This is a genomic window from Dietzia aerolata (genome assembly GCF_014144865.1).
Taxonomy (GTDB): domain Bacteria; phylum Actinomycetota; class Actinomycetes; order Mycobacteriales; family Mycobacteriaceae; genus Dietzia; species Dietzia aerolata.
Window position 1 is genome coordinate 1 of record NZ_JAALDM010000055.1, and the last position, 16,630, is coordinate 16,630.

General features: G+C 68.8%; 15 protein-coding genes. 5 read left to right on the top strand and 10 right to left on the bottom strand.

Annotated features, from left to right (window positions below; genetic code table 11):
* Together G6016_RS04170 and G6016_RS04175 are read left to right on the top strand one after the other, a co-directional pair.
* The coding region (locus G6016_RS04170; protein ID WP_182631443.1) for an ABC transporter ATP-binding protein at nucleotides 1-1,321 on the top strand (1,321 nt) is incomplete at its 5' end.
* The gene (locus tag G6016_RS04175; protein ID WP_182631444.1) at nucleotides 1,318-3,075 is read left to right on the top strand and encodes an ABC transporter ATP-binding protein; all 1,758 of its coding nucleotides are present in this window, start codon (nucleotides 1,318-1,320) and stop codon (nucleotides 3,073-3,075) included. The genes G6016_RS04170 and G6016_RS04175, both read left to right, overlap by 4 nt.
* Nucleotides 3,076-3,154: 79 nt before the next feature.
* Here G6016_RS04175 and deoC read toward each other — a convergent pair whose 3' ends face one another.
* Entirely contained in the window at nucleotides 3,155-3,889 is a 735-nt protein-coding gene (gene deoC, locus G6016_RS04180; protein WP_182631445.1) for a deoxyribose-phosphate aldolase, read from the bottom strand.
* 54 nt (nucleotides 3,890-3,943) lie between these two features.
* On the opposite strand from deoC, the gene purU reads away from it, so the two are divergent.
* The gene (gene purU, locus G6016_RS04185) at nucleotides 3,944-4,810 is read left to right on the top strand and encodes a formyltetrahydrofolate deformylase (RefSeq protein ID WP_182631446.1); all 867 of its coding nucleotides are present in this window, start codon (nucleotides 3,944-3,946) and stop codon (nucleotides 4,808-4,810) included.
* A gap of 20 nt (nucleotides 4,811-4,830) precedes the next feature.
* Here the strand turns inward: purU and G6016_RS04190 are convergent, their stop codons facing one another.
* The 9 genes from G6016_RS04190 to aceA all read right to left on the bottom strand — a co-directional run bounded on the left by G6016_RS04190 (nucleotide 4,831) and on the right by aceA (nucleotide 14,258).
* The gene (locus G6016_RS04190; RefSeq protein ID WP_182631447.1) at nucleotides 4,831-5,544 is read right to left on the bottom strand and encodes a MerR family transcriptional regulator; all 714 of its coding nucleotides are present in this window, start codon (nucleotides 5,542-5,544) and stop codon (nucleotides 4,831-4,833) included.
* Nucleotides 5,541-5,822 (bottom strand): DUF2516 family protein, encoded by a 282-nt coding sequence (locus tag G6016_RS04195; RefSeq protein WP_182631448.1) that lies wholly within the window; start codon nucleotides 5,820-5,822, stop codon nucleotides 5,541-5,543. The genes G6016_RS04190 and G6016_RS04195 overlap by 4 nt, the downstream gene beginning before the upstream one ends.
* A gap of 140 nt (nucleotides 5,823-5,962) precedes the next feature.
* Nucleotides 5,963-6,949, bottom strand: coding sequence for a hypothetical protein (locus G6016_RS04200; protein ID WP_241729734.1), 987 nt, complete (start codon nucleotides 6,947-6,949; stop codon nucleotides 5,963-5,965).
* 89 nt (nucleotides 6,950-7,038) lie between these two features.
* Nucleotides 7,039-7,557 (bottom strand): helix-turn-helix domain-containing protein, encoded by a 519-nt coding sequence (locus G6016_RS04205; RefSeq protein WP_182631449.1) that lies wholly within the window; start codon nucleotides 7,555-7,557, stop codon nucleotides 7,039-7,041.
* Between the two features lie 264 nt (nucleotides 7,558-7,821).
* Complete coding sequence (locus G6016_RS04210) at nucleotides 7,822-9,030, bottom strand: DUF445 domain-containing protein (RefSeq protein ID WP_241729736.1); 1,209 nt, start codon at nucleotides 9,028-9,030, stop codon at nucleotides 7,822-7,824.
* A gap of 89 nt (nucleotides 9,031-9,119) precedes the next feature.
* Complete coding sequence (locus G6016_RS04215; RefSeq protein ID WP_182631450.1) at nucleotides 9,120-9,428, bottom strand: hypothetical protein; 309 nt, start codon at nucleotides 9,426-9,428, stop codon at nucleotides 9,120-9,122.
* A gap of 77 nt (nucleotides 9,429-9,505) precedes the next feature.
* Nucleotides 9,506-11,863 carry a 5-methyltetrahydropteroyltriglutamate--homocysteine S-methyltransferase gene (gene metE / locus G6016_RS04220; protein WP_182631451.1) on the bottom strand — a complete coding sequence of 786 codons (2,358 nt, stop codon included), beginning with the start codon at nucleotides 11,861-11,863 and terminating at the stop codon, nucleotides 9,506-9,508.
* Nucleotides 11,864-11,867: 4 nt separating this feature from the next.
* The gene (locus G6016_RS04225; RefSeq protein ID WP_182631452.1) at nucleotides 11,868-12,788 is read right to left on the bottom strand and encodes a 3-hydroxybutyryl-CoA dehydrogenase; all 921 of its coding nucleotides are present in this window, start codon (nucleotides 12,786-12,788) and stop codon (nucleotides 11,868-11,870) included.
* Between the two features lie 180 nt (nucleotides 12,789-12,968).
* Nucleotides 12,969-14,258: an isocitrate lyase gene (gene aceA, locus G6016_RS04230; protein ID WP_182631453.1), complete on the bottom strand. Its 1,290-nt coding sequence runs from the start codon at nucleotides 14,256-14,258 to the stop codon at nucleotides 12,969-12,971.
* 196 nt (nucleotides 14,259-14,454) lie between these two features.
* On the opposite strand from aceA, the gene ramB reads away from it, so the two are divergent.
* Nucleotides 14,455-15,918 carry an acetate metabolism transcriptional regulator RamB gene (gene ramB, locus G6016_RS04235; protein ID WP_182631454.1) on the top strand — a complete coding sequence of 488 codons (1,464 nt, stop codon included), beginning with the start codon at nucleotides 14,455-14,457 and terminating at the stop codon, nucleotides 15,916-15,918.
* The gene (locus G6016_RS04240; RefSeq protein ID WP_182631455.1) at nucleotides 15,915-16,535 is read left to right on the top strand and encodes a carboxymuconolactone decarboxylase family protein; all 621 of its coding nucleotides are present in this window, start codon (nucleotides 15,915-15,917) and stop codon (nucleotides 16,533-16,535) included. The genes ramB and G6016_RS04240 overlap by 4 nt, the downstream gene beginning before the upstream one ends.
* Nucleotides 16,536-16,630 lie beyond the last annotated feature (95 nt).

Genomic DNA, 16,630 nt, shown 5'->3' on the forward strand with positions numbered 1-16,630 from the left:
GCTGAGCACGATGATGGGCCGCGACTACCGCCAGAAGATGGAAACCTACGAGCAGCTGGAGAAGAAGACCGAGGCCACGACGATCGAGTTCGTCGACGGCATCCAGGTGGTCCGCACGTTCGGCCAGGCCGGCCGCGCCCACTCACGATACGAGACGGCGGTCGACGAGTTCTCCGACTTCTTCACCGACTGGACCCGCACCATGACCCGCACCGAGGCGCTCGCGGGCATCCTGCTCAACCCCATCTGCCTGCTGGTCGTGATCCTGCTGGTCGGGCTGCCGATGATCGATGCCGGCTCACTCGACCCGGTCGATCTCCTGCCGTTCCTACTCCTCGGACTCGGCCTGGGCAGCACGGTCCTGACCATCGGCCACGCCGCGCAGGCCCGCACCCAGGCCGACGCCGCCGCCGTCCGGATCCACCGCCTCCTCGGCACCCCCGCGCTCGAACAACACCAGCTCACCGGAACGGCCGCACCCGGAATAGCCGTGCCCGAGACCGCCGCGCCCGGTGCACCCGCAAAAAACACAAAGAATTTTGACGACGACGACACCACCGCCGGCACTGTCCGGTTTGAGAACGTCCACTTCGCCTATCGCGAGGGCGTCGAAGTCCTGCGAGGCGTCGACCTCACGCTGTACCCGGGCACCATCACCGCATTGGTCGGGCCGAGCGGCGCCGGCAAGTCGACCCTGGCCGCACTGCTGCCCCGCTTCCACGACGTCACCGACGGCCGCATCACCATCGGCGGCGACGACATCCGGGAGCTGCCGCCCGAAGAGCTCTACGCCCGTGTCGGGTTCGTCTTCCAGGACGTGCGGCTGCTGCGCGACACCGTCCGCGCCAACATCGCGATCGCCAACCAGGACGCAACAGACGTAGAGATCGAACGCGTCGCGCGGGCCGCCTGCATCCACGACCGGATCATGGAACTGCCGAAAGGGTACGACTCGGCGGTCGGGACCGACGCCCGCCTGTCCGGTGGTGAGGCGCAGCGGCTCTCGATCGCCCGTGCGCTCCTGGCCGATTCGCCGGTTCTCGTCCTGGACGAGGCCACCGCCTTTGCCGATCCGGAGTCCGAGGCCGAGATCCAGACGGCCATCGCGTCGCTGGTCGCCGGGCGGACCGTCCTGGTAATCGCTCATCGACTGCACACGATCACCGGCGTCGACAGTGTTGTCGTCGTCGACCAGGGCCGTGTTGTGGAACAGGGCTCCCACTCGGACCTTCTCGCGGCGGGCGGCACCTACTCGCGCCTGTGGCACGCCGACGCCGAAGCCACGCAGCAGTTGACCGGACGCGAGGAGAGCAACCGATGATCCGCGACATGATCCGCCTGGTGCCTGACGACAAGCGGCACATCCTGCCCCGCTATTTCGCGGCGGTTCTCGTCCTGGGCGTCGCGCAGGGCCTGGCCTATTCGGCACTCGCACCGCTGCTCACGGCGGTCTTCGGCGGCGACCTCGGCACGGCCTGGCGCTGGACCATCGCGATCGCGGTGGCGCTCGTGGCCGTGGGCATCGCCCGCTACGTGCAGGCCATGGCCGGCATGCTCATCGGCAGCGCCATGATGCGTGACCTGCGGCTGCGGCTGGGTCGGCATCTCGGTTCGCTGCCGCTGGGCTGGTTCTCGGACAACACCGCGGGCAAGACCTCGCGCGTCATGATGGCCAGCACCAACGAGGTCCTGCGCGTGTTCGCCCAGCTGCTGACCCCGCTCATCACGGCCGTGCTGGTGCCCGTCACCGTCGCGGTGGCGATGCTGTGGGTCGACTGGCGGGTCTCGCTGACGATGGTCATCACTGCCCCGGTGTTGTACCTGGTCAACCGGGTCGGCAACACGCTGTTCGCGGGCGCGACCGAGGCCCAGCACGATGCCGCCGCGCGCGCGAACGAGCAGGTCATCGAGTTCGCCCAGGCGCAGCCGGTGCTGCGCGTGTTCGGCACCGACGCGTCCCACGAGCGCCAGCTCATGTCCTCTCTACAGGCGTTGCGCACCGCCATCCGTCGCGCGCTGTTCGCCTCGGTGCCGGGGCTGGCCGTGTTCACGATCGTGGTGCAGCTGACGTTCATGCTGCTCGTGTGGGTGGTGGTGGCCCTGGCCTCCGACGGCGACCTCACCGTCCCCACCGCGATCGCCCTGATCACCGTGTCCTCGCGCTTCATCGAGCCGCTCTCCCAGGCGGCGGACCTGAGTTCGGCGATCCGCCGCGCCCAGGTGGCCGCCCGCCGCATCAACGCCCTGCTCGACGCGGAGACCATCGCCGAGCCGGCCGAGCCCCTCTCTCCGGCCGGGTCGACGTTGCGGTTCGACGGCGTGACCTTTGGTTATGGGAAGAACAACCGGGACGACGACGACAACACCGCCGTCCTCCACTCGGTTGATTTCGAGGCCCCGGCCGGCACCACCACCGCGGTCGTCGGGCCCAGTGGCTCGGGGAAGACGACGTTGCTGCGGCTCGCGGCACGGTTTTACGTGCCTGGTCAGGGTGGGATTTCGATCGGTGGGGTGGACCTTGCCGAGTTGGGCACCGATGCCGCTCTGAAGCAGGTGTCGTTGGTGTTCCAGGACGTGTATCTGTTCGACCAGTCCGTCATGGAGAACATCCGCGTGGGCCGGCCGGGTGCCACGGATGACGAGGTGTTCGCGGCGGCCCGGGTGGCGCGGGTCGACGAGATCGTCGAGCGTCTGCCGGACGGGTGGGACACCCGCGTCGGCGAGGGTGGTGCGGCGCTGTCGGGCGGCGAGCGCCAGCGTGTGTCGGTGGCGCGTGCCCTGCTCAAGGATGCGCCGATCGTCCTGCTCGACGAGGCCACCAGCGCGCTCGATCCGCAGAACGAGGCGGCGGTGGTGGCCGGGATCCGCGAGTTGACGCGCGACAAGACGGTTGTGGTGGTGGCCCACCGGCTGCCGACGATCCGGCACGCCGATCAGATCCTCTTCCTGGACGCTGGCCAGGTCGTGGAGCGAGGTTCGCACGACGAGCTGATCGCCCTTGGTGGCCGGTATGCCGATTTCTGGGACAAGCGCTCCACCGCTTCGGGCTGGCGGCTGGAGGCCACGACCTTCTGACCGCGTTCCCCCTGACACCTGCCACCGGCCACCGGCCACCGGCCAGCCTGCCGTGGTACGCCGGTCGGCCGAGCCGCGCCTACTCGGGGAATCCCTTGAGGACGGCGCGGCTTCCGCTGAGCCCGAGCCGGGTGGCGCCGGCCGCGATCATGGCGCGCGCCGTGTCGGCGTCCCGGATCCCGCCGGAGGCCTTGATCCCGAGCGTGCCGCCCACAGCCCGGTGCATCGCCTGCACCGCACGCACGCTGGCCCCGCCTGCCGGGTGGAAGCCGGTGGAGGTCTTGACGAAGTCGGCCCCGGCTTTGGCGACCGCGTTGCACAGTTCCACGATCCGCTCGTCCCCCGCCTCCTCGCCGAGGGCCTTGTGGATCGCGGCGGTCTCGAGGATCACCTTGATGACCACCGGCGGCGGCACCGCGTCACGCATGGTGAGCACATCCGCCATCACCTCGTCGACCAGACCGGCGATGGCGGCGCCCACGTCGATCACCATGTCGACCTCGCGCGCACCTTGGTCCACGGCGAGCCGACCCTCCATGGCCTTGACCAGGGAGTGGTGCTTGCCGGACGGGAATCCGGCGACCGTGGCCACGACGAGTTCCCCGCCCCGCACCGGCAGCATGGCCGGGCTGACGCAGACCGCCTTGACGCCCAGCTCGTGGGCCTCGTCGATGCATGCCTGTACGTCCTCGCGGGAGGCGTCCGGCGAGAGCAGCGTGTGGTCGATCATCGCGGCGACACGGGAGCGGGTCAGTCTGTCCTGCTCGCCGGACGGGGTGGTGTGGTGGGGGGAGTTCTGGGGGGCGTCGTCCATGGTGGCCAGCCTAGCGGGGAGGTCGGACAGGCCCGGCTGGCACAATGAGCACTCATGTCACGTCGTTTCGTCCTCTCCCTCGGCTGCCCGGACCGCATCGGCATCGTCGCCCGGATCGCCACGTTCCTCGCCGAGCTCGGCGGGACCATCGTCGAGGCCGCCTATCACGCGGACGAGGACACCCGCTGGTTCTTCACCCGCCAGTCCGTGGACGCCGATTCGATCGGCATGGAACTCGACGAACTGCGCCGCCGATTCGAGCGCGTGGCCGGCGAGCTGGGCCCGGAGACCGACTGGCACATCGCGGACTCGGACGATCCGAAAGACGTCGTGATCCTGGTGTCGAAGGACGGGCACTGCCTGCACGACCTGCTCGGCCGTGTCGAGAGCGGCGACTACCCGGCGCGCGTGCGGGCCGTGATCGGCAATCACGACAACCTGCGCGGGATGGCCGAGGCACATGGTGTCCCGTTTCATCACATCCCGTTCGCGGCCGATCCGGCCGAGCGCGGGCCGTCCTTCGACGAGGTCGCCAGGATCGTCGACGACATCGACCCGCAGGCGATCGTGCTGGCCCGCTTCATGCAGGTCCTGCCGGACGAATTGTGCACCCGCTGGGCCGGCCGCGCGATCAACATCCACCACAGCTTCCTGCCCAGCTTCGTGGGTGCCCGGCCGTACCACCAGGCGCACACCCGCGGCGTGAAGTTGATCGGGGCGACCTGCCATTACGTGACCGCGGACCTGGACGAGGGCCCGATCATCGAGCAGGACGTCATCCGTGTCGACCACACTGCGACGGTGAAGGACATGGTCCGCCAGGGCCGCGACGCCGAGAAGTTGGTCCTGGCCCGTGGCCTGCGCTGGCACCTCGAGGACCGGATCCTGGTGCACGGTGGCCGCACCGTGGTGTTCACCTAGGCCGACCGACTTCTGTCGGTCTAGGCTTTGCGGAAGCCGTGTTTTTCGGTGAGCAGGGTCTGGACCGCCGAGAGGAAGATCACGCGTGCGGCAGCCCCCGCGCCGGGCAGAATTCCGGTGACCCTCTTCTCGATGACCGCCTGGCTCACGCCGGAATCCCGGAGGGTCTCGACGAGCACGGTGATGGCCTGGGCCGCCATGCTCTGCCCTTCCATGAACATGGTGCCGATTCTGTCCAGCCCGTCCTCGTCGACGCCCAGCATGATCAGTTCGCGGAAGAGCTTGAACATGTAGTCGTCGGCGAGGAAATGGTCAGCGGAGCTGAACTCGCTCACCAGCCCGATCGCGGTGCCACGATCCAGTAGTTCCTCCGGCAATTCGAAGCCCGTCACCGCTTCGACCCCGGCCTTCGGTAGCCGTCGACGGCGGGGGCCGGCGGTGCGCCGGTCCGCCCGCACACTCTCGACCTCGAGGAGCTGGGTCAGCGTCAGGCCGTGACGCTGCGCGATGAGGAGCTCCTCGATGGTCGCGAAAGTGTAGCCACGATCGAGAAGCCGCAGGATGAGGGCGAGTCGTTGCTTGTGCGCCGGCCCGTAGAAGCCGGTCCGTCCTCGTCGCACCGGGGGTTGGAGCAGCCCACGCTCCTGGTAGAGGCGGATGTTGCGAACGGTGGTGCCCGCCTCGTCGGCGAGCTCCTCGATGCGCTGCTCCTGCCCGCCCCCGGCGGAGGTCATCGTCGATACCCTCGCACCGCCGGTCGCACATCGGCGAAGAACACCCCGACCGCCACCATCGCGATGATGCTAAAAATCCCGAGCGGCCAGATCGCGAACAGCAGGGCGGAGCCCGCGCAGATGCCGATCCAGGCCGGCTTGGGCCACTTACCCTCGATCGAATATGCCGAGGCGGGCGCGAGAGCAGCGAACACGATTCCGACGAGCGCCCAGACGACCAATGCCGCCTGGATCCCCAGCTGGACCATTCCCCATGTAGTCGAGAGATCGTTAATCACGGGCCCCAGTGTAGACAGTGCCCCGGTGGGCTCCTCGCCCCCGAGCAGGCGGCACCGGGCAACAGAGAAAGCCGCCCCGGCCCGCTCGGGTGGAGCGGGCCGGGGCGGCCTGTGGTGAGTGCGGGATCAGCCGCGCTGCATCACTTGGTCTCGGAGGCCTTGGTGGTCGACGCGGCCGGCTTGCTCGCAGCGGAGGTGGTGCCGGTGGTCTTGGCGGCCGTGGTCTTGGCAGCGGTCGACTTGGTGGCGGTGGTCGACTTGGCGGCCGGCTTCTTGGCCGGAGCCTTCTTGGCGGCCGGCTTCTTGGCCGGGGCCTTCTTGGCGGGAGCCTTCTTGGCCGGGGCGGTGCGCGCCTCGACCTTGGCGGCGGCGCTCTGGACCTCGTCCGACGCGGAGTAGGCGGCCTCGTCGACCTTGTCGGCGGCCTCATCGGCGGCGTCGCCGACGGCCTCGGCGGCCTGGCGGGCCGACTTGGAAACGCGGCCGGCAGCCTTCACACCGATCGAACGGGTCTGCCGGGCCACGGTGCCGAGGGCCTCCTCGCCGAGCTCGACCTGGTCCTCAACGAGACCGGCGGCGCGGGCGACCTGCTCGTTGACCCGGGTGAAGCCAGCCTCGATCTGCGGGTTCTCCTCGCGGAGACGGGTGACGACATCCTCACCGCGGGCAGCGAGACCGTCGTAGATCCCCGCCGCGACCTTGACGTAGGCGTCGGCGACCTTGCGCAGCTCCTCGGGGCGGAAGCGGTTGACGAGCTCCTCGACCTCGGCGGGCAGCGACTGAACGCGGTCGGGAACCTCGGAGACGCGGGTCTGGACCTCGTTGAAGCGCTCGGTGGCCTTGCTCTGGGCGTCGTTGACGGCCTCGTTCACCTTGGACTGGGCGTCGGTGACGGCCTCCTCGGTGCGACGACGCAGGTCGGCGACGAGCCCGGAAACGGCCTCGACGGCCAGATCGTTGACACCGACGTAGGCGTAGACCGGGGTGCGGACGGCGGCGAGCGCCTGGCCGAGCGGGCCGTCGAAGGCCGGGTCCTTCGCCACTGACTTGGCCGGAGCGGTCTTCGCGGTGCCGGACGCCTTCTTGGCGGCGGTGGTCTTCTTGGCAGCGGGCTTCTTGTCAGTCATGTCGACTCCTTAAAAAGTGTTCGGTCTCGTTCTGGTGCTCTCGTCTGCGGTGTGCTCGTGGCCCCCACGGGCCGCCGTGCGACGCTCCCTCAGGGGACGTCGACGACCTGATCAGCGGCGGTGGCGTTGTTAGCCCGGAACGACTCGTAGATCTCCACGAGCACCTCCCTCTGCCGTTCGGTGAGGTCCGGAGCGGTGAGAATCGCATCCCTCACCGGACTTCCCTGCTTGAGCTCGAGGATCCCCGCCTGCGCGTACAGCACTTCAGCGGACAACCTCAGGCCCCTGGCGATCTGACCAAGCACCTCGGCGGACGGCTTGCGCAGCCCACGTTCGATCTGGCTCAGATACGGATTGGAGACGCCGGCGCGCTCGGCGAGCTGCCGGATGGACACCTGAGCGGCCTCCCGCTGCGCGCGGATGAACGATCCGATGTCCTGCGACTCAGACGACCGCTTACCGCCCTCGCCCTTGGTGGCCTGACCGTCACCCGGCAGGTCCCCCGTCGGCTTGGACTTACGGGCAAGGACTCCGGCGGAGGTGTCCCCCACCTGCGCCTCGGCGGTTCCGATCGCCTTGTCGCTTTTGCGTCCACGCTGTCCGGCCATCAGTTCCACCTCCGTCCTTGCTGTCGTCTGTCATCGACTGACAACAACGCTAACAACGAGTGCTAACTGCAGCAAGCACTATGTGGCCCCCACTACCGTGCGCTTCGTCACACCTGATCGGGGTGGGGGTGCCCCACACCGGGCGACCGTCCGGGCCAGGTGGGCAGTCACCCGGACTCGAGCAGGTCACAGGCACTACCCGGGGAAGGGGCGTGAGTGTGACGGGAGTAACTGCCGCCTACACCCGTGAGGAGAATGCGTGGATCAGAAGATCAGCGTGGTGACGGTGTGGATCACAAGACCGGCCAGCGCACCCACGACGGTGCCGTTGATACGGATGAACTGCAGGTCCTTGCCGGCCAGGAGCTCGATCTTGTCGGATGCCTCGTCGGCATCCCATCGCTCGACGGTCTCGGAGATGATCGAGGTGACCTCACCGGCATAGTTCTCGGCGACGTAGCGGGCGGTACGCGTCATGTAGTCGTCGAGGCGATCGCGCACCTTCACATCCTCGACCAGCATGTCCGCCAGTCGGCGCAGCAGGTCGTCGATCTTCACCCGCAGGGTGGAGGAGGTGTCCTCGGTGGCCTCGATGACCATGCGCTTGGCGGCCGCCCATGCCGAGCCGGCGGCGCGCTGGACCTCCTCGCGGTTCATGACCTCCTGCTTGAAGATCTCAAGCTTGGCCATGGTCGCCGGGTCGTGCTGCAGGTCGCGGGCGAAGTCCTCGACAAATCCGATCAGGGCGACGCGCACGGGGTGCTGCTTGTCGACCTTGATCTGCCACGTCCACTCGCTCAGCTCGCGGTAGGCGCGATCCGACAGCAGTTCGTTGACGAACTGCGGCGCCCATGTGGGGGCCTTCTCCCGCACCCAGCGGTCGATAGTCTCCGGATTGGCCTCCACCCAACTGTGGGCGCGGTCGGCCATGAGATCCATGAGCGGCAGGTGCCTGCCCTCGTCGAGGAGTTCGGCGAGGATTCGGCCGGCGGGCGGTCCCCACTCCGGTTCGGCGATGCGCGCGACGATCGTTCGCTCGATGATCGCCACCGCGTCCTCGTCGCGCAGCACGGCCAGTACCGAACGGATTGCCTTGGCGGCCTGGTCGGAGGCCATCGCCCGGTGTTCGGGGTCCTGCAACCATTCCCCGGCCCGTTCGGGAATGTGTGCGCTACGGACCTTCTCGCTCACCATCTCAGGATCGAGGAAGTTCTCCCCCACGAACTCGCCCAGCGAACTACCGAGCTGGTCCTTCTTCTTGCGGATCAGCGCGGTGTGCGGGATCGGGATGCCCAGCGGGTGCCGGAACAGAGCGGTGACGGCGAACCAGTCCGCGAGGCCGCCGACCATTCCGGCTTCCGCGGCGGCGCGGACGAACCCCACCCAGGGGTCGGCGCCGTTGTGTATCGCGTACTCGGCGATCAGATAGATCACCCCGGCCACGACGAGGAAACCCGTCGAGACCACCTTCATCCGGCGGAGCGCGGATCTCCGCTCAGCGTCAGCCGCCGGGTCGCCCGCCTTGAGGGCGGCGGACCCGGCGGCCGCGGTGCTGTCAAGCGTCAGTGCGCGTCCTCGCGTCCGTACTTACGGAAGCCGATCATGCAGATGACGAGCCCGATCAGGAACACCACGGTGGTGGCCACGACGGCGGCGATGACCAGGCCGAGCGAGACGTTCATGTTGTCCACGTAGTAGCCGTACGCGGTGAGCGGCAGGCCCAGCATGCACATGCTCAGCAGGAGGATCGCCGAACCGAGGTAGATCTCGGTCGAGTACAGCGGGTAGGTGGGGGCGACGGTCGTCGCGTACTCCGGGTAGTACTCCTCGACGATGGCGGCACCAGTGTGCTCGAGGGTCTGACCGGCCATGATGTCGTCCTCTTTCGTCAACTACCGATCCCGTACCGAAGGTCCGGGACTTGTTATGCCGTAATCCTATTAGAAGCTCAGGAATCCCGGGCAACCGCCCGTCTGATTCGTCGCGCGGCGGTCACCAGGTTGCGCAGGCTGGGCTCCAACTGCCAGGTGTAGCGGCTCTTCAGACCGCCGTCCGGAACGGCCCACAGCCGCTCCACACCGACCGCGTCGACACCCTCGAGCAGCCGCTCGTGCAGCAGATCGATGTCCGGCACGAAGCCCGACCTGGACTCGTAGACGCCCGGCGCGACCTGCCGGGTCAGCGTGTGGTCCTGCAGCGCGTCGAGCACCCACTCGATCGACCGGGTGGCCACGATGTTCGTCACGTCGGCGTCGAGTCGCTCGATCGCCTCCGTCATCACCCGCAGCGACGAGTAGCTCAGGTGCGTGTGGATCTGGGTCTCGGGCCGCGCCCCCGCCGTGGCCAGCCGGAAGGTGCCCACCGCCCAGTCCAGGTACGCGCGGCGGTCGGCACCGCGCCGCGGCAGCAACTCCCGGATCGCCGGCTCGTCGACCTGCACGATCGCCGTGCCCGCCGCCTCCAGGTCCGCCACCTCGTCGCGGATCACCAGCGCCAGCTGCGTGCCGACCTCCTCCAGCGACAGGTCGGTGCGGCAGAAGGAACGCGCCAGCATCGTCACCGGCCCGGTGACGATCCCCTTGACCGGCCGGTCCGTCAGCGACTGCGCGTACGCCGTCCACTCCACCGTCATGGGAGCGGGCCGGGCCACGTCCCCGTAGAGGACGGGCGGGCGCACGCAGCGCGAGCCGTACGACTGCACCCAGCCGTGGCGGGTGGCGGCGAACCCGTCGAGTAGTTCGGCGAAGTACTGCACCATGTCGTTGCGCTCGACCTCGCCGTGCACCAGCACGTCCAGCCCCATGTCCTCCTGCAGCCGGATCACCTCGGCGATCTCCTCGCGCAGGTACGCCCGGTAGCGCTCGAAATCGATCCGGCCCTCCGCCAGATCGAGCCGCGCCCGCCGGATCTGGACCGTCTGGGGAAAGGACCCCAGGGTCGCGGTCGGCAACACCGGCAGCGACAGCCTGTCCGCCTGCCGGGCGGCCCGCTGTCCGTACGGGACACGGACCTTGTCGTCGTCGTCGACCCCGGACGTCCTGGCGCGCACATCGGCGCGGCGCGCGCTGGGCAGGACCGGAAGCGGGCGCCAGCGCGGGGTGGGGCCGTCCTCGAGCGCGGCGGCGAGCGAGACCACCTCGGCGACCTTCTGGTCCGCGAACGCCAGCGAATCGGCCAACTCGACCGGGAGGGCGGTCTCCGCGCGCACGTCGTACGGGACGTGCAGGAGGGTGCAGGAGGTGGTCACCACCAGGTCGTCGAACACGGCCTTGAGTTCACGCAGGTACTCGAGGCTCGCGAATTTGTCTGTGCGCCAGACATTCTGACCGTCGACTACACCGGCGTAGAGGCGCTTGCCGGCCAGGCCGGGTATCGCCGCGAGCTCGGCGGCCGGGCGTCGCCCGTACACCAGATCCAACCCGATCGCCTCTACGTTCGTCGAGGCCAGTGCCGGCAGAGCTCCGGCGAGATCGCCGTACGCGCCCGTCACCAGGATCCGAGGACGGGAGGGCGCCGCGGCGAGCCGGTCGTAGGCCTGGAGCAGGCGCTCGATCTCGGCGTCGGTGCGTTCCATCGTCATGCACGGCTCGTCGAACTGCACGCACTCCACGCCCACCTCGGCGAGCACGTTCAGCAGGGCCTCGTACTGCTCCAGCAGCCGGTCCAGCGCGTCGAGGGGCACGAACGACGACCGCGCGGCGCGGCTCTCGGCGCCGGCATCGGCATCGGCATCGGCACCGGCACCGTCATCAGCACCGGCCTCCACCTTGCTGAGCAGCAACAATGACACCGGACCGGTCACCACGGGCCGGATCTCATAGCCCAGCTCCCGCGCCCGCGCGACCTCCGCCAGTAGCCCCTCCGGCCGCAGCTCCAGCGGGGTGTCCGGCGAGAACTCGGGCTGCCGGTAGAGGTAACTCGTGCCCTGCAGCGACACCAGCTCGAGCGGCGGGACGTCGGCGCGGCCGCGGGCGAGCGCGAACACGGTGTCGACCGGGGGCAGCCCCTCGATAAGGTCGCGGAACCGGCCCGGCACGGCGCCGAAGAGCAGGGCGTCGTCAAGGATGTGGTCGTAGAACGAGAAGGTGTTGCCGGGCAGTTGCGTCAGGCCGGCGTCGTGCAGATCGTGCCAGGTCCGGTCACGGATCCGCCGCCCCACGGCGAGGAGTTCAGCGCGGGTGCCGTCGCCGTGCCAGTATCGCTCGAGCGCGCGTTTGAGCTCCCGACGACGACCGATGCGTGGGTACCCGGGGACACTCGAGGCGCGGCTCGGCGCGAGGTGCGGTGAAGGGGGCGACGACGACAACGCGTCAGCGACCCGCGCCCGCCGTCAACCGCGGCGAGGCGTACCGATAGAAGCCGTGCCCTGATTTCTTGCCGAGACGGCCGGCCTCGACCATCCGGAGCAGTAACGGTGGCGGCGAGTAGAGGGGTTCCTTGAACTCGGCGTACATGGAATCGGCGATCGCCTTGACGGTGTCCAGGCCCACGTGGTCGGCCAGCGACAGCGGCCCCATGGGGTGTGCGCAGCCGAGCACCATGGCCCGGTCGATGTCCTCGGGCGTGGCGTGGCCGGACTCGGACATGCGGATTGCCGAGAGCAAGTACGGCACGAGCAGGGCGTTGACCACGGCGCCCGAGCGGTCGGCGGAGTGCACGACCTGCTTGCCGAGAACCTGCTGGGCAAAGTCCTCGGCGCGGGCGCGGACGGTCTCGCCGGTCTCGAGGGTGCTCACCAGCTCGACGAGCGGGAGCACGGGAACCGGGTTGAAGAAGTGCATGCCGATCACGCGCTCGGGGCGGGTGGTGGCGGTGCCGAGTTTCATGATGGGGATCGACGAGGTGTTGGAGGCCAGGACGGCCTGTGGGTCGTCGATGACCTGGTCGAGTTCCCGGAACACGGCGGTTTTGGCGGCCTCGTCCTCGACGATAGCCTCGATCACCAGCTGGCGGTCCTCGAAGTCTTCGAGGTCGGTGGTGAATCGGAGCCGGAGGGCGGCGCGGTCTCGTTCGCGTTCGGTGATCTTGCCGGAGGAGACGCCGCGGTCGAGGGAGTCCAGGATGCGGGCGCGGCCGGCGGCGGCCAGCTCCTTGGTGGATTCCCACACCAGGACGTCGACGTGTGCCCGGGCGCAGACCTCGGCGATGCCGGCCCCCATGAGTCCGGCGCCCACCACGCCGACGCGGGTGATCCGCCCGTGGTCGGTGTCCGCGTCTCGGGGGCTGCTCATCTCTACTGGGCCCTTCTCCGGGGTGGTCGGTGTCTCCGTCGTCTGTCGTCGGCTCTGACGACACCGGGGGCCGCGTCCGCCTCGTCGAGACGGCCGCGGCCCCCGGATGTGTTCACGTCAGTGGTGAGTGCTGATTCCCGTGGGAGTCAGCGCTCGCCGACCCTTGCGGGCCGACAGAGATCAGTGGAACTGACCCTCTTCGGTGGAGCCCTTCAGCGCCGCGGTGGACGTGTTGGGGTCGACCGTGGTGGCGATGAGGTCGAAGTAGCCGGCGCCGACCTCGCGCTGGTGCTTGACCGCGGTGAAGCCACGCTCCTCGGCGGCCTTGAACTCGCGCTCCTGCAGCTCGACGAAGGCCGACATCTGGTTGCGGGCGTAGCCGTAGGCCAGGTCGAACATGCCGTAGTTGAGCGAGTGGAAGCCCGCCAGGGTGATGAACTGGAACTTGAAGCCCATCGCGCCGAGCTCCTTCTGGAACTTCGCGATGGTGGCGTCGTCCAGGTTCGCCTTCCAGTTGAAGGAGGGCGAGCAGTTGTAGGCCAGGAGCTGGTCCGGGTACTCGGCCTTGACGGCCTCGGCGAACTGCTTGGCGTACTCGAGATCCGGGGTGCCGGTCTCCATCCAGATCAGGTCGGCGTACGGGGCGTAGGCCTTGGCGCGCTCGATGCAGGGCTCGATGCCGTTCTTGACGTTGTAGAAGCCCTCGGGGGTGCGCTCGCCGGTGATGAACGGGCGGTCACGCTCGTCCACGTCGGAGGTGATGAGCGTGGCGGCCTCGGCGTCGGTACGCGCGATGATCACGGACGGCACGTTGGCGACGTCGGCCGCGAGACGGGCCGAGGTCAGGGTCCGGATGTGCTGGTTGGTCGGGATGAGGACCTTGCCGCCCAGGTGGCCACACTTCTTCTCGGAGGCCAGCTGGTCCTCCCAGTGCACACCGGCGGCGCCGGCGGCGATCATGGCCTTCTGCAGCTCGTAGGCGTTCAGGGCGCCACCGAAGCCGGCCTCGGCGTCGGCCACGATCGGGGCGAGCCAGTTCTCGACCGAGGTGTCACCCTCGATGCGGGCGATCTCGTCGGCACGCAGCAGGGCGTTGTTGATGCGACGGACGACGTTCGGCACCGAGTTGGCCGGGTACAGCGACTGGTCCGGGTAGGTGTGGCCCGAGAGGTTGGCGTCGCCGGCGACCTGCCAGCCGGAGAGGTACACGGCCTCGAGGCCCGCACGGATCTGCTGCACGGCCTGGTTACCGGTCAGCGCGCCGAGGGAGTTGACGAAGTCCTTGTTGTTGACCTTGTCCCAGAGGATCTCCGCGCCGCGGCGGGCGAGGGTGTGCTCCTCGACGACGGTGCCCTGCAGCTCGGCGACCTGCTCGGCCGTGTAGTTGCGGGTGATGCCCTTCCAGCGGGGGTTGGTGTCCCAGTCCTTCTGGATCTCTTCAGCGGTACGTGCCTTGCCGACGTTCGACATCGCGACTCTTTTCTGTCTCGGGGGCGGACTCGAGTTCGCATAATTGCGAGTCCGAGATCCTGTACGGCACAAGACTGCCACATGATCCACACCGCGTCTACCTGCATTTTCTGCAAATTCGGCGAGTTTCCTTGCCTCTTTTGCAAACTTTGCGAAGAATGTGGGGTGCGCCACGCCAATGTTGGGAGTAGACCTGATGACGACCTCACATATGGGTTCACGCCTCCGCCGGCTCCGTGAGGAACAGCACCTCACGCAGGCCGCGTTCGCCGAGACGCTGGGGCTGTCGGCCAGCTACCTGAACCAGCTCGAGAAGGACACCCGGCCTATCACCTCGCGTGTGTTGGCCCGCCTCTCGGAGGTCTACGGGGTGGATTCGACGTTCTTCGCCTCGGACTCGGACACCCGCCTCATCGCGGAGCTCACCGAGGCGCTCTCCGACCCCCAGGTCTCCTCGGGCATTCCCTCCTCCGAGGTGATCGACCTCGTCCGGGCGCACCCGGCCCTCGCGCGCGCCTTCGCCGTCCTCAACCAGCGCTACCGCAATTCCGCGGATCTCCTGGCGGCCCTCACCGAGAGCCGCAACGTCCCCGGCGGCGAAGTGGATCATTCGGCGCTGGCGATGCCCCACGAGGAGGTGCGGGACTACTTCTATCAGCGGCAGAACTACATCGACTCCCTCGACACCGCCGCGGAGGAACTCACCAACCGGATCCGCATGAACCGCGGCGACGTGCGGACCGAGCTCGAGAACCGTCTCGCGGAGACGCACGGCGTCCGGGTCGCCCGCCGCGTCGATCTCCCGGACGGGCTGTGGCACCGCTTCTCCGCCGAGGAGCGCCGACTCGACCTGTCGGCGCACCTCACGGCCGGCCAGCAGGCGTTCCGTGTCGCGTCGGAGCTGGCGTTTCTGGAGCACGAGGACCTGCTGGACCAGCTCGTCGCCGACGGCACGTTCTCCTCCCCCGCCGCCCGCGCCCTGGCCCTGCGCGGCCTGGCCAACTATTTCGCGGCCGCGGTCCTCATGCCGTACGAGCGTTTCCTCGACACCGCGGAGGACTTCCGATACGACGTCGAGCGGCTCATGACCTTCCACGCCACCGGATACGAGACGGTCTGCCACCGCCTGTCGACGCTGCAGCGCCCGGGCGCCGCGGGCGTGCCGTTCAGCTTCGTCCGGGTCGACCGTGCGGGGAACATGTCCAAACGCCAGTCGGCGTCGGGGATGCATTTCACCACGTCCGGCGGCACGTGCCCGCTGTGGAACATCTACGAGACGTTCTCGTTCCCGGGCAAGATCATGCGCCAGCTCGCCGAGACCACCGACGGCCGCGTGCACCTGTGGGTCTCGCGCACGGTCACCACCCGGCCCATGCGATTCGGCCAGTCGCGCAAGACCTTCGCGATCGGCCTGGGCTGCGACGTCCGGCACGCGCATCGGACCGTGTATTCGCAGGGCCTGGACCTCGACGACACCGAGGCCACCGCCAAGATCGGCGCCGGCTGCCGGATGTGCGAGCGCCCGGCCTGCCCGCAGCGCGCGTTCCCGCCGCTCAACCGCACGCTGTCGGTGGACGCCCACCGCTCGGCCCTGTCGCCGTACCTCCTCGACGAACCCGGCTCCCCGGCCCGGCCCACTGCCCTACCCTTGCGGCCATGAGCCAGCCGAGCAGCAACCCCGACGCCCACGCCCAGCCGGGCGCCGACCCCAAGCCCCAGGGCACCCCCACCGCCCCCTCCGGCACGCCCCGCATCCGCCCCGGCGGCTTCCGCGAACTCGGCCCGTTCGGTTGGTTCGTCAACCGCGTGGGCGCGCGCGTGACCAGCAAGCGCGACGTCCACCTGTTCTCCACCCTCGGCCACGCGCGCCGCCTGTTCCCCGCCTGGCTGGCCTACTCGGGGATGATGATGCCGTTCGGCATCCTCGACCGCCGGACCACCGAGTTGGTGATCCTGCGCATCGCGTTTGTGCGGGGCAGCGCCTACGAGCGCGCGCACCACGAGCGCATCGGTGCGAGCGTAGGACTGGACGACGACGACATCGTCCGCACCACCGAAGACCCCGCAACCGCGGAGTGGACGCCCCGACTCCGAGCCGTGTTGACCGCCGTCGACGAGCTGGTGCAGACCAAGGACCTCGCCGACGACACCTGGTCGACCCTGGCCTCGCACTTGAACCAGTCGGAACTCATCGCGCTGGTCCAGTTGATCGCCCAGTACGACGGCCTCGCCACCTCGCTGCACGTCCTGCGCATCCAGCCCGACGTCCCCCGCTGACCAACCCAGCCTCGCCCGGCCGGCCCCCCTTCCCGCCCTCCCGCCTTCCCGCATCGAGAAGTGGGTTCCGCACAACGCCACTCGACAAATGCGGG

Coding starts and splice junctions, on each gene's coding strand:
- G6016_RS04190 (WP_182631447.1), bottom strand. CDS start 5,544: ATGACCTCCGCCGGGGGCGGGCAGGAGCAGCGCATCGAGGAGCTCGCC.
- G6016_RS04175 (WP_182631444.1), top strand. CDS start 1,318: ATGATCCGCGACATGATCCGCCTGGTGCCTGACGACAAGCGGCACATC.
- G6016_RS04205 (WP_182631449.1), bottom strand. CDS start 7,557: ATGGCCGGACAGCGTGGACGCAAAAGCGACAAGGCGATCGGAACCGCC.
- G6016_RS04215 (WP_182631450.1), bottom strand. CDS start 9,428: ATGGCCGGTCAGACCCTCGAGCACACTGGTGCCGCCATCGTCGAGGAG.
- G6016_RS04240 (WP_182631455.1), top strand. CDS start 15,915: ATGAGCCAGCCGAGCAGCAACCCCGACGCCCACGCCCAGCCGGGCGCC.
- deoC (WP_182631445.1), bottom strand. CDS start 3,889: ATGGACGACGCCCCCCAGAACTCCCCCCACCACACCACCCCGTCCGGC.
- G6016_RS04210 (WP_241729736.1), bottom strand. CDS start 9,030: ATGAAGGTGGTCTCGACGGGTTTCCTCGTCGTGGCCGGGGTGATCTAT.
- aceA (WP_182631453.1), bottom strand. CDS start 14,258: ATGTCGAACGTCGGCAAGGCACGTACCGCTGAAGAGATCCAGAAGGAC.
- ramB (WP_182631454.1), top strand. CDS start 14,455: ATGACGACCTCACATATGGGTTCACGCCTCCGCCGGCTCCGTGAGGAA.
- G6016_RS04200 (WP_241729734.1), bottom strand. CDS start 6,949: ATGACTGACAAGAAGCCCGCTGCCAAGAAGACCACCGCCGCCAAGAAG.
- G6016_RS04225 (WP_182631452.1), bottom strand. CDS start 12,788: ATGAGCAGCCCCCGAGACGCGGACACCGACCACGGGCGGATCACCCGC.
- purU (WP_182631446.1), top strand. CDS start 3,944: ATGTCACGTCGTTTCGTCCTCTCCCTCGGCTGCCCGGACCGCATCGGC.